The organism is Cutibacterium sp. LaCa_255 (assembly GCF_057458005.1).
Map to the genome: position 1 here is coordinate 1,790,631 of NZ_CP190956.1, position 12,949 is coordinate 1,803,579.

At 62.2% G+C, this 12,949-nt stretch carries 10 protein-coding genes; 7 read left to right on the forward strand and 3 right to left on the reverse strand.

All coding sequences use genetic code 11. The features are described 5' to 3' along the window. Positions 1-38: 38 nt before the first annotated feature. From malF to ACP8ML_RS08125, 3 genes are read left to right on the forward strand one after another with little or no spacing between them, the layout of a single operon-like run. The gene (gene malF / locus ACP8ML_RS08115; RefSeq protein ID WP_117188574.1) at positions 39-1,643 is read left to right on the forward strand and encodes a maltose ABC transporter permease MalF; all 1,605 of its coding nucleotides are present in this window, start codon (positions 39-41) and stop codon (positions 1,641-1,643) included. Beyond that, entirely contained in the window at positions 1,643-2,548 is a 906-nt protein-coding gene (locus ACP8ML_RS08120) for a sugar ABC transporter permease (RefSeq protein WP_016665788.1), read from the forward strand. Before malF ends, ACP8ML_RS08120 begins: the two co-directional genes overlap by 1 nt. A 27-nt stretch (positions 2,549-2,575) precedes the next feature. After that, a complete protein-coding gene (locus ACP8ML_RS08125) occupies positions 2,576-3,589 on the forward strand; it encodes a LacI family DNA-binding transcriptional regulator (RefSeq protein WP_117188576.1) in 1,014 nt (337 codons plus the stop codon). Between the two features lie 105 nt (positions 3,590-3,694). Here the strand turns inward: ACP8ML_RS08125 and ACP8ML_RS08130 are convergent, their stop codons facing one another. Then, positions 3,695-3,985: a hypothetical protein gene (locus tag ACP8ML_RS08130; RefSeq protein WP_117188579.1), complete on the reverse strand. Its 291-nt coding sequence runs from the start codon at positions 3,983-3,985 to the stop codon at positions 3,695-3,697. Positions 3,986-5,298: 1,313 nt separating this feature from the next. Between ACP8ML_RS08130 and ACP8ML_RS08135 the strand changes: the two genes are divergently transcribed. Genes ACP8ML_RS08135 through ACP8ML_RS08150 form a run of 4 tightly spaced genes read left to right on the forward strand, consistent with a single transcriptional unit; the run spans position 5,299 to position 10,207 of the window. Continuing rightward, entirely contained in the window at positions 5,299-7,782 is a 2,484-nt protein-coding gene (locus tag ACP8ML_RS08135; RefSeq protein ID WP_117188712.1) for a sodium-translocating pyrophosphatase, read from the forward strand. Between the two features lie 28 nt (positions 7,783-7,810). Next, positions 7,811-8,566: an ABC transporter ATP-binding protein gene (locus ACP8ML_RS08140; protein WP_171048536.1), complete on the forward strand. Its 756-nt coding sequence runs from the start codon at positions 7,811-7,813 to the stop codon at positions 8,564-8,566. Then, on the forward strand, positions 8,541-9,332 hold the full coding sequence (locus tag ACP8ML_RS08145; protein ID WP_171048537.1) for an ABC transporter permease: 792 nt from the start codon (positions 8,541-8,543) through the stop codon (positions 9,330-9,332). The genes ACP8ML_RS08140 and ACP8ML_RS08145 overlap by 26 nt, the downstream gene beginning before the upstream one ends. Beyond that, a complete protein-coding gene (locus tag ACP8ML_RS08150) occupies positions 9,329-10,207 on the forward strand; it encodes a COX15/CtaA family protein (protein WP_065673441.1) in 879 nt (292 codons plus the stop codon). The genes ACP8ML_RS08145 and ACP8ML_RS08150 overlap by 4 nt, the downstream gene beginning before the upstream one ends. A 109-nt stretch (positions 10,208-10,316) precedes the next feature. Here ACP8ML_RS08150 and ACP8ML_RS08155 read toward each other — a convergent pair whose 3' ends face one another. Beyond that, on the reverse strand, positions 10,317-11,603 hold the full coding sequence (locus ACP8ML_RS08155) for a cytochrome P450 (protein WP_462553017.1): 1,287 nt from the start codon (positions 11,601-11,603) through the stop codon (positions 10,317-10,319). 238 nt (positions 11,604-11,841) lie between these two features. Continuing rightward, a complete protein-coding gene (locus tag ACP8ML_RS08160) occupies positions 11,842-12,828 on the reverse strand; it encodes a heme o synthase (protein WP_065673439.1) in 987 nt (328 codons plus the stop codon). Positions 12,829-12,949: the final 121 nt, after the last annotated feature.

Below are 12,949 nucleotides of genomic sequence, written 5' to 3' on the forward strand. Positions count from 1 at the left end.
TTCCTCACATGCCCCGCTGAACCGGAGAACCCCACATCATGTCGTCATCATCAACCGTCGACCACGAGTCACGGGAAAAGCGTGTCGCCGCAGCCAGCGGCAAGTGCTCCGGGTCACTGTGGGCCTGGATCCTCAAGATCGCACTTCTCGGCGTCCTCGACGCGATCGCCGTCTACGGCGTCATGACTGCCATCGCCCATGGATCCACTGCAATGGCCATCGGCATCGGCGTCATCGCCGTCATCATCACCCTCATCTACCTGCCACCCAACCGGATGCTGCCGGCCAAGTACCTGGCTCCCGGCATCGTCTTCATGCTCGTCTTCTCGGTGGGCGTGATGGCCTACACGATCTACGTGGGCTTCACAAATTACGGCGATGGGCACAACGGCAGTCATGACGACGCCGTCGCAGCCATCCAACGAGACAACCAGCAACGTGTCCCCAACGCTCCGGTCTATGACTCGAGCGTCGCCGAGAAGGATGGCAAGCTGGCCCTGATCATCATCGATCCCAGTACCAAGAAGGTACGAGCTGGCACGTCCGATCAGCCCCTGGAACCCGTCGATGGGGCACAGCTCAACTCTCTGGGAAGGATCAAAGATCTTCCGGGCTACCGCGTTCTCCCGTTCTCTGAGGTGTCCCAACGCAGCGATGAGATCTCTCAGTTGCAGGTTCCCGTCTCCAAGGGCGCATCAGCCCGATTCATCCGCACCACGACTGGCTCACAGGCCTTCGAATTCACCTCGACGATGACCTACGACGAGAAGACCGCGACGATGACTGACACGAACGGCACCGTCTACAAGGACAACGGTCACGGCAACTTCGTCTCAGCCTCCGGCAAGGCGTTGGAGCCCGGTTGGAAGGTCACCGTCGGGTTCGAGAACTTCAAGAAGGCTCTCACCGACCATGATGTCCGCGGACCGTTCCTGAGGGTGACCGCGTGGACCTTCGCCTTTGCCGTGCTATCGGTGTTGACGACCTTCGCCCTCGGTCTGGCCCTGGCCCTGTTGTTCAACGACACCTCCATGAAGGGACAGAAGTTCTACCGCATCCTCATGCTCCTGCCCTATGCCTTCCCAGGGTTCCTGTCAGCCCTGGTGTGGTCGGGGATGTTCAACCAGGAGTTCGGCTTCATCAACCAGGTGTTGCTGGGTGGAGCATCCATTCCCTGGTTGACAGATCCCTGGATCGCCAAGGCAGCGGTCCTCATCGTCAACCTGTGGCTGGGTTTCCCCTACATGTTCATCGTCTCGACGGGCGCTCTGCAGTCCATCCCGGGAGACATCCTGGAAGCCTCTCGGATCGACGGCGCGAGCGCCTGGCGCACCTTCACGAAGATTAAGCTGCCACTGCTCATGGTGCCGCTGGCACCGCTGCTCATCAGTTCCTTCGCCTTCAACTTCAACAACTTCGTCCTCATCTACATGCTGACCCTCGGTGGCCCCCGATTCACCGACACCAGCCTCGATGTCGGCGCCACCGACATCCTCATCTCGATGGTGTACAAGGTCGCCTTCTCCGGTGCCAGTCGTGACTACGGCCTGGCCAGCGCCTTCTCCGTCATCATCTTCATCATCGTCGGCGTGATCTCCTGGCTCGGATTCCGCCAGACCAAGGACCTTGAGGAGGTCAACTGATGAGCACCGCAACAGTGTCCTCTGCCATCAAGGACGCCAACTGCCGCACGCCGTTCTCCAAGCGACTCAAGTCGCAGTGGTGGCGTCATCTGCTCGGCATCATCGCTGTTGTCTTCGCGGCCTTCCCACTGGTCTACGTGCTCTCGGCGTCCCTGTCGCCAGGCGGCACCCTGACCGGCTCCAACCAGCTGTTCTCGAAGATCGACTTCTCGAACTATTCCAAACTCATGAGCGACCCTGTGCGTCCATACGGTCGGTGGTACCTCAACACCGTCATCATCGCCGCGGTCACCGCGATCTTCACCGTCTTCCTGGGAGCTCTGGCTGCCTACAGCTTCTCCCGGATGCGCTTCAAGGCGCGTCGCGGTGGTCTGTTGGCTCTCATGCTGGTGCAGATGTTCCCCCAGCTTCTGACGGTGGTGGCCATCTTCCTGCTACTGACATGGCTCGGTGACGTCTACCCGGTGCTGGGAATCGGGTCCCGGCTGGCGCTCATCATGGTGTACCTGGGCGGAGCCCTGGGAGCGAACACCTACCTCATGTACGGCTTCTTCAACACCGTGCCGCAGTCCCTCGACGAGGCTGCCCGGATGGACGGTGCAGGCCATGCCCGCATCTTCTTCACCCTCATCCTGCCGCTGGTGGCCCCGATTCTGGCGGTCGTCGGTCTGCTGAGCTTCATCGGCTCCTTCACCGAATACGTGGTGGCCTCGGTCATTCTTGGTGCCGACCCACATACCTCGACCCTGGCCATCGGTTTGTACCAGTATGTCTCCACTGAGACCAGCTCCAACTGGGGAGTCTTCGCGGCCGGCGCCGTGCTCGCCGCCCTTCCCCCAATGGTGCTGTTCCTCTGGCTGCAGAAGTACATCGTCTCCGGGCTGACCGGTGGGGCGGTGAAGTGACGTGACACACTGCCGGGAGGAGAAGAGATGAGCGGACCAACCCTTGCCGAGATCGCCGACCAGGCAGGCGTCAGCCAGGCCACCGTCTCCCGGGTCCTCAATGACAAGCCCGGGGTCTCAGACTCCACCCGGCAGTGTGTGCTCACCGCCCTCGACGTCCTGGGGTATCAGCGCCCCACCCACCTCAAGCCCGTCACGACGGGGCTCGTCGGACTCATCGTTCCCGAGCTCACCAATCCCGCCTTCGCAAGCTACGCCCAAGCTATTGAGACCCTGCTTTCGCGGAAGGGGTACGCCACCGCCGTATGTACCCAGGCCCCCGGCGGCATGCGCGAGGACGACTACATCCGGGTGCTGCGATCACGTCAGGTCTCGGGAATCATCGTCATGTCAGGGTCGCATGCCGACACCACTGCGGACATGTCCACTTACCACCACCTCGTTGACGTCGGGTTACCGTTGGTGCTTGTCAACGGGTATTCGCCCACCATTGCGACGCCGCAGATCAGTGACGACGACGTGTCCGCCATGGATCAGGCCATCGCCCATCTCGTCAGCCTTGGGCACGAGCACATCGGCCTCGCGGTGGGTCCTCGCAGATACGTCCCGGCACAGCGCAAGGAACAAGGTGTATGCGCGGCCATGGATCGTCGACTCGGCGGGCATGGCAAGGTCACCGTCAGCAACACCGTGTTCTCCGTCGACGGCGGAGCTCATGCGGCTGTCGACCTCCTCGGTCAGGGGGTCAGCGCCATCATCTGTGGCTCCGACCTCATGGCTTTGGGAGCAATCCGGGCCGTCCGCGCACAGGGCCTGTCGGTCCCCCGTGACGTCTCCGTCATCGGTAGCGATGACTCAGCCCTGATGCGGTACACCGATCCCCCGCTCACGAGTCTGCATCAGGACGTCGGACTCATCTCGACGATGGCGGTGCAATCTCTCATCGGTCTGGTGCGCGGTGACGCGGTTTTCCTCAGAGAGAGACTGGTGCGCCCGGAACTGGTCATACGCGCTACGACGGGGCCCGCCCGACGCGCATGAGCATCCTGAAAACCCTGAAGTAACGGCGCGAGAGTGAGTCTCACACGATACGGGGCCCAGCTCCGTTGACGCGGAGCCGGGCCACAACCACAGCGAACGGCCAGATCACTTCTCGTCGTGATACGAACACTCGACCAACCGATGCTGGAAAATACGGCCATCCTCAAGGAACAATAGATACACGGCACCGTGAGGGACGTCACAGCTGGATCCCGTCGGGACGGGGACGTCAGCCATAATGGGGTCTTTCTTCATTGAGTCGACGTCAGCCTGAGTGATGGTCTCAAACTGCATACCCTCGCCGTCATCATCTCCACCAATTGCACAGCCCCACGCCTTGTGTCCCTTGAGGGAATCAACATTCGAGGTGGTGAGCTTCTCTGCCCGAGAGGTCATAGAAGAGTCTCGACATGCAGAGCGAGCCGCTGCCGACGAGGTCACCTTGACCTCCGGAGAAGGCGAGGTCTCGCCCTGCTGACCGCCACACCCTGATAAGCCAACGACCCCAACCGCCAAGGCTGACATCAAGGCTACTCTTCTCACCACTTCACCGACCGCTTCCACTCCCGAACACCGCTCAGGTGAGTGACGTATTCACTCTCGACATTATCCCCCACATATACGACGGGGACGACGGTATGTGAAGCTTTCCGCTCGGAATACCGGAGTCGGCGTAGGCGCCCGCATAGCCCCAGCCGGGGGTGGCTTGGATCAGTTCGGAATAGCAAAAAATCTGTGACAACAACGACTTCGGGGTCCGGTCGTTTTCCATCGAAATGCAAGCATACGGCGCGATATTCCTGGTCCGAGCACTCTTGAGTGGCTCGGTGATGCGTTCCGTTGTCACCATCACCACGCTTCTTTCTTTGACTACAGATTTTATATCGTTCGCACGTCTATACCCCGCTCTGATCGACGGTTAAGTCAACCAAGGTTTGTGCTTTCAACGTCCCGATTTCCGCACCCCTATCAGCGGCGACCCGACCGGCGATACGAGCCATCTGTGCCCCGGTGAAGACACCGGATCGCTGAAGGTGGTCGAGTCGGGCGAGGGCGATTGCCATGGCCGCCTCGACACGCGGCTGAGTGGACGTCATAGGCGTGCGCCTTTGGTGCCGAAGCGGTGGCGGATGTAGCAGGTGTGGCTGCAATACACGCGGGTCTGCCGCGAGTGTGGTTGACACGGTAGCTCAGGCGGCGGTAGCTGCCTGTTGTGATCGAAGCATCTCAAACTCGACCGGTGTCACGCGTCCGAGACGGGCTCGTCAGCGTCGCCGATGGTAGTTGCGTTCGATCCAGGTCACGATCGCGATGCGGAGCCGGTCGAAGCTGGCACACGAGAGCGTCCAGTTCCGCCAACGCCCGGGATCGAACATCATCCATTGGCGTCTGTGGTGCGTCAACGTGGTCCACGCACTCCTCCGGTGGGACGGCGGGGCAATATCGCTCGATCGCCGGAATCACTCTGAGAACGCTGACGCCCGACACCCCGGGTGCAGAGAGCCAACGCACCCGGCATGCCGAGACGCGCTGAACCCATGAGCGATACCGGCCCGACACGGTGACATTCTGCACATCGTGATCCCGGCTGCTGACAATGTGACCAGCAAGTCATACCGTTGGGGATAAGGCCTGCACCGAAGCAGGTGCACGAGAGTTCTCAGGGAAGAGACAGGATCGTGAACACGATTGACAAGGGGGTTTCCCCCATGAAGCGCCTACTAGGCTGCACACTGCCCGCACTTCTCACCACCCTCGCTCTGACCGGATGTGGCTCAAGCGACGGGGAACCGAGGGGAGGTGGTGGTGAGGCCAATCTGAAACTGCCTCCTCTCAATGAGCAAGTCGGAAACGTCTCCGGAACCGCACTGCTGTGGATCGGTCTGGTCATCTGCCTGTTCGGTCTGGTGTTCGGTCTGGTGACGTACTCCAAGCTGCAGAAGCTGCCCGTCCACGAGGCGATGCACGAGGTTTCCGAGCTCATCTACGAAACCTGCAAGACCTACCTCAAGCAGCAGGCCAAGTTCCTCATGCTGCTGTGGGCCTTCATCGCGGCAGTCATCGTCGTGTACTTCCTGTTCCTGGAACATATGGGCGCCAAGGTGCTCATCATCCTGCTGTTCAGCCTCATCGGCATGGCAGGATCGTTCGGAGTCGCCTGGTACGGCATTCGCGTCAACACCTTTGCCAATTCCCGTACTGCCCACGCCTCGCTGCGTGGCTCCCCATGGGAAACCTTCGACATCCCGATGCGTTCCGGCATGAGCATCGGCATGGTCCTCATCAGCGTCGAGCTGACCCTCATGCTCTTCATCATGCTGGTGCTGCCCGGTGACCTCGCCGGCCCGTGCTTCATCGGATTCGCCGTTGGTGAGTCCCTCGGAGCCGCCTGCCTGCGTATCGCCGGCGGGATCTTCACCAAGATTGCTGACGTCGGCGCCGATCTCATGAAGATCGCCTTCCACATTAAGGAGGACGACGCCCGTAACCCCGGCGTCATCGCTGACTGCACCGGTGACAACGCGGGTGACTCGGTTGGCCCCTCCGCTGATGGATTCGAGACCTACGGCGTCACCGGCGTCGCCCTCATCACCTTTGTGCTGGGAGCCGTCCCGGACCAGACCGAGCAGGTCCAGCTGCTGGTGTGGATCTTCGTGGTACGCGTCGTCATGCTGATCGCCTCCTTCGTTTCGTACCTCATCAACAACGCGGTCGCCAAGGCCCGCTACGGCAAGGTCCCCGAGATGGACTTCGAGAAGCCGTTGAGCTCCTTGGTTTGGATCACCTCGGTCATGTCGATCCTGCTGACCGTCCTCACCACCTGGTGGATGCTCGGCTCGATGGGCGACGGGACGATGTGGTGGAAGCTGTCCATCATCATCTCCTGCGGCACCCTGGCCGGCGCCCTCATCCCAGAGCTCGTCAAGGCCTTCACCTCGACGAACTCCCGGCACGTCCGTGAGGTCGTCACGAGCGCCCGCGAAGGCGGCGCCTCCCTGGACATCCTGTCCGGTCTGGTTGCCGGTAATTTCTCCGGATTCTGGTTGGGCATCATCATCGTCGCCCTCATGGGCATCTCCTTCCTCGTCTCCGGCACCGGTTCCGGCTTGGGCGACATGGGAGCCATGAGCGAGGTCAAGTGGGCTGTCTTCGCCTTCGGCCTGGTGGCCTTCGGCTTCCTCGGCATGGGAGCGGTGACGATCGCCGTCGACTCCTACGGCCCTGTCACCGACAACGCCCAGAGCGTCTACGAGCTGTCGACCATCGAGGAGATCCCGAATGCCTCCGAGAACATCGAGAAGCAGTACGGATTCGCACCCCGGTGGGACGTCGCCAAGCACATCCTGGAAGCCCAGGATGGCGCTGGCAACACCTTCAAGGCCACGGCCAAACCGGTACTCATCGGGACTGCCGTCGTCGGTGCCACCACGATGATCTTCTCAATCATCATGATGCTCACCGAGGGCCTGTCGAATGCTGCCGAGGTCAACAAGCTCGGTCTGACCCACGCTCCGTTCCTGCTCGGCATGATCGCCGGTGGTGCGATCATCTACTGGTTCTCCGGAGCCTCGATGCAGGCCGTGACGACCGGTGCCTACCGAGCCGTCGAGTTCATCAAGAACAACATGCAGCTTGACGAGAACGCCACGAAGGCCTCCACCGAGGATTCCAAGAAGGTCGTCCAGATCTGCACCGAGTATGCCCAGAAGGGCATGCTCAACATCTTCCTGGGCGTGTTCTTCGCAGCCTTGGGATTCGCCTTCGTCGATCCGTACTTCTTCATCGGGTATCTGATCTCGATCGCTATCTTCGGCCTGTACCAAGCCATCTTCATGGCCAACGCAGGCGGTGCTTGGGACAACGCGAAGAAGATCGTCGAGGTTGACCTGGACGCCAAGGGCACCGAGTTGCATGATGCCTCCGTGGTTGGTGACACCGTCGGTGACCCGTTCAAGGACACCTCCTCGGTGGCCCTGAACCCGGTCATCAAGTTCACAACCCTTTTCGGTCTGCTGGCCGTCGAGCTGGCAGTGTCGATCGGTGCCGGACCGCTCACCTACATCCTCGCTGCGGTGTTCTTCCTCATCGCCTGCTTCTTCGTCTACCGCTCCTTCTACGGCATGCGGATTGACTCAGCCGGCGGCAACGACGAGTACGACGACGTCGCCAAGGAGGCTGGCAGCGGGCTGTGACTGATGGAAGGGTTCTACACTGGCCGTCGTGCCAGAAACCCCTTTGACCCCGAGTGGTGACCCTCACGCTCCGAGAGAAGCTCTGATTCTCGACGCCGTGAGGGTCACCTTTGGTCGTGTCACGGCCCTCGACGGGCTGAGTCTGTCCGCCGCCACCGGCGCCATCACCGCTGTGCTGGGCCCCAATGGTGCGGGCAAGACGACGATGATGCGCTGCTGCACCTCTCTCGTCTCCCCCGACTCCGGGCGTATCGACGTCCTCGGCCACGCCCCGGGCAGCTCCGAGGCCACCGCCGCCACTGGTCTCATGCCGCAAAGCGCGGGCGCCTGGAGCGGTATTCGGGCCGGTGAGCTGCTGCAGTACATGGCAGGTCTGCATGCCGACCCGATCGATCCCGATCTCCTCATCGACGCCCTGGCGATCACGCCCTTCGTGCGCACCACATACCGACGTCTCTCCGGTGGTCAGCAGCAGGCCGTCAACCTCGCTGCCGCCCTGATAGGACGTCCCCAGCTGGTCTTCCTCGATGAACCGACGTCGGGAATGGATCCCCACGCGCGTCACCACACCTGGGACATCATCGAGCAGATGCGACACGACGGGGTCTCCGTCGTCCTCACCACCCATGCCATGGACGAGGCCCAGCGGCTGGCCGACCACGTCTGGATCGTCGATCGGGGAAAGGTCGCCGTCCACGGGACGGTGCCGGAGCTCACCGTTGAGGCGAGTCTGGAAGACGTCTTCCTGACACACACCAGTGACCGCGCGGCGGGGAGGAACTGACGTGACGACACTAGACCTTCACCCCGCACCGCAAGCGGCACCGGCGGCTGCGCGGATCCGCAATCATGCCCGTACCGAGATTCGCCTCGTGATGCGCAATGGTGAACAGCTGCTGCTGGCCCTCGTCATCCCCATCGGGATCCTCGTCGCAGGACGATTTCTCGGCGACCGAGTCGGACTGACGATGGACCTGCTGGCTCCGTCGGTTCTTGCACTGGCCATCTGGTCGACCTGCTTCACGTCCCAGGCCATCATGACCGGATTCGAACGCAGGTACGGCGTGCTGGAGCGTCTGTCCGCCACTCCCCTGGGGAGATCGGGCCTGCTGGCCGGCAAGGCCATGGCTTACTCCGTCATCAGCCTGGTCCAGGTGATCTTGCTCGTCATCGTCTCCTCGACACTGGGATGGCATCCCCACGGGTCAGCTCTGGCCTGGTTGCCAGCCCTCGGGAACGTCATCCTTGCCATGCTGGCGTTCGGTTTCCTGGCCCTGGCAATGGCTGGTTCTCTCAAGGCCGAGGTCACCCTCGGGTTGGCCAATCTGATCTACATCGTCGGTCTGGTCGCAGGCGCCATCCTGTGGCCACTGGCCGATTACCCGAAGGCCATTCGCCCCATCATCGCCGTCCTGCCAACCACTGCGCTCGGGGAGTCCCTGCGAGCCTGGGGCGCCGGACAGACTCTCTGGTCGCCACTGGCAAGTCTGCTGATCTGGGCGATTCTGCTTGGCCTGCTGGCACGAAAGGTGTTCAGGTGGATCTCATGACCTCCCGAGATGGCCGTTTGTACGGCTGGTGCATCGCTGCCCTCGTCACCAACATGGGCATCATCGTCACCGGTGCGGTGGTACGCCTAACCGGTTCAGGACTGGGATGCAACACCTGGCCCCATTGCACCGCCGGGACGTTCACCCCCCATGAGGCGATGGGGATCCACTCCTACGTCGAGTTCGGCAACCGCCTGCTGACCTTCGTCCTGGTGGCGGTGGCGATCGGCCTGCTCGTCCGCTGCTACCGGGTCCGCGTCACGGCCCAGCTCATGGCCTTGGCATGGATCAACCTGGTGTCCATCGCTCTGCAGGCTGTCATTGGCGGGATCTCGGTACTCCTCGAGCTCAACCCGTTCGTCGTGGCGCTGCACCTACTGTTGTCGGTGGCGATCATCCTCGTTGACGTCAAGATGATCTGGTTGACCGGACCTCATTCGAGCGAGGCCGTCGACGGACTAACGATGGGGTTGGTGCGCGCCACCGTGGCGATGATGTGCGTCGTGATGTGGCTGGGAACAGTGGTAACCGGATCTGGTCCCAACGCCGGGGACTCCGGCTCGGCACGGACCGGGTTCGACATTGAGGCTGTGGCACGACTGCATGGCATCTCAGTGTGGATCACCGTCGCCCTGACGATCGCCTGCCTGGCCGTCGCTACCACCCGCCACCTGGCCATGATGCGTCGCTGGAGCATTGCCTTGGTGGCTGTCGAGATCTACCAGGCCATCATCGGATACTCCCAGTACTTCACCCATCTCGACCCGTGGCTGGTCATCTGGCACATGGTGGGCGTCGCGCTGTCAGCAGCGGCGGTTGGGGCCCTGTGGTGCAGCGTGCGTCCGACCCCTTCCCCGGTACTCAAGCGGTCCTGACGACTCATGACGACGGCGGGCGGGCCAAGGAGTGTTCCCTGGCCCGCCCGCCATGTTTGTCTGTGCGACTACAAGTCTGTGCCCGTCGAACGACCAAGCGTGCTCGGCGTCAGTCCTTCTGCACGCGGCCACCACTGCGCGGCCTCGTCGGCATCATCGTGGGATCGTAATCCAGGTCACCCGGATCGATGTTGATTCCCGGCTGGCACAGGGCCGAGACGGTGGCAGCCAGCTCCGTGACAGCGACCTTCTCCCCTGGGCAGCGGTGACCGGTGGCGACGTCTCCACCACCCTGCGGGATGAAGGCCTTGATGGCCTCGGCGTCCTCGACACCCAGGAAACGCTCCGGCTTGAAGCGCAGCGGCTCCTCCCACTCGCTCGGGTCGGTGTTCGTGCCGAGTATGTCGATGATGACTCGCTGACCTTCCTTGATCTGGTGGCCTTCCCACTCAAAGTCCTCACGGGCGAAGGCCGGCAGCATCGGCACGAAGGGGCTGAGACGGCGTACTTCCTGAGCGAAGGCAATGGCGTGCTCGTTGTCCACGAGGGTTCCCGAGGTCTCTACCTCGCGAGCAATGTCCTCGCGGTACTGGGGGTAGAGGACGAGGAACCGGGCGGCGAAGGCGGCAAACCGGCTCACGGCGATCGCGGGACGGGTGGAGTTCTGCAGCTCGATTCCGGCCAGCTTGGCGTCGAGGAGTTTGCCGTCCGTGCCGCGGTAGCGAGCCCACTCGCACAGGGCCGAACCCTCGGGCGCGTTGATCTGGCCGCTGCGCTGCTTCTCGATGAGACCGGCAGCCCACTTGTCACAACGGGCACGGTTCACCCAGGCCAGCGTGTGTCCGGCAGGCATGTGACCGAATCCCTCGACGATCTGACCGAGGCGCTTGGCCCACGGGTCGAGATCGACGTCGCTGCCGGGAACTCCGGCCCACTTGAGGACGGCACGACCGTAGGCCACCACGGTGTCGTCATAGACGTTGCCCTCACGACGGCCCCAGGTCTCAACCACCTTGCGCATCTCGTCCTCGATGAGTGGTTTGAACCGCTCGACCTGAGCATCGTCGTAGACCACCTTGATGAAGTTGTCCTTACGAGCCTGATGCACCTCATCGTCAGTGCCGTGAATGGCTCCAGCTCCGAAGAGGGGGCCGCGCACGGGAAGAGGCATGGCCTCCTCGCGCATCATGCGCTTGGCGTTGTAAAAGAGGTCAACTCCCTTGCTGCCACGGACCAAGGTGGCCGGCTTGCCCATGAAGGTGAAATCAATGGGGCATCCGTCCCCGGCCTTACGGCCCTTCGACGCCCGCAGCCTCTCCTGGAACAAGTAGCCGTCGGCAAGCAACTTGGCTGCCTGGTCGACCTTCGTGCCCAGAGCCGATCGGATGGTTGACATGGTGGTCATAAATACTCCTCGGGTCATATGTTCACGCGCTGTCACAGCCACGTTGCTTAACCCGACGCTACCGGATGCAGTGGCACGGCGGTGCCGAAATATGCTCCTCTCGGTGGTGGCCGGAGCGAGGCTCGGATCCTGAGTGGATGCCATCACGCTCCCATACCACGCCACCGGCCCCGACGGCTCCTGTACTCGTCGATGGCCTCGTGGGAAGGCCAATTGAGGACCTTGACCGTCACAGATGGATGAGCGGATCGATCGCGATGGCCAGGAAGAGCAGAGACAGATAGGTGTTCGACCAGTGGAACAGCCGCATCGGCTTCAACAGAGCATCACGTAGACCAGCGTTGGCACGACGCAGCAACTGGATGGCCTCGAGGATGAAGATCGCCCCTGCGAGTACTGCGACGACGCCGTAGATCCACCCCATCTGGGCCACCGGCCACAACACCAGGGAAATCGCAACGGTGGCGACGGTGTAGACGAGAACCTGGATGGCGACCGCTGGTGCCCCCTTGACCACCGGGAGCATCGGCACACCGGCGGCTTGGTAGTCCTCACGGTAGCGGAAGGACAATGCCCAGGTGTGCGGCGGTGTCCAGAAGAAGATGATGAGGAAGAGGACGAGGGGCTCCCAGCCGAGATGTCCGGTGACGGCTGTCCAGCCGATGAGGGGCGGGAAGCATCCAGCGATGCCACCCCAGATCGTGTTCTGCCAGGTACGACGTTTGAGGAGCATCGAGTAGACGAAGACGTAGAAGAGGTTGGCAACCAGAGCCAGGACGGCCGACAACCAGTTCGTGCCGAATCCCAACACGAGGGTGGCCACGACACCGAGGACCACTCCGTAGATCAAGGCACTCCGGCGCGGCACCTGATGGCGCGGCAGGGGGCGACGCCGAGTCCGGCGCATCTTCTCGTCAATGTCGGCGTCAATGACGCAGTTGAAGACGTTTGCGCTCGCCGCAGCAAGCAAACCACCAAGCATCGTCGCGACAGCCAGCCCGAGCTTGGGCAACCCGTGGGACGCCAGGAACATCACTGGCAGGGTCGTCACCAGAAGCAGCTCAATGATGCGTGGCTTGGTCAAGGAGATGTAAGCACCCACGACGTCACGGGCCGACAGTCGGGTACGTTCCTGCGTCTGCTCCACCTTCGTCTCGACAGGGTCGGGACGCTGCGAGGCTGGCGCCGTCGCCACGTGCGTCGTCTGGTTGCTCACGGTGTCCTTCGAAATTGGAAGATGTGCTGAGGCCGCCTCTGGGCGTGGTACACCCGTGAGACAGGGTGTGCCGCGAAAGGTCGTCCTCACGATTTTAGGCTCTCCTGCCCCGGATGTCCTC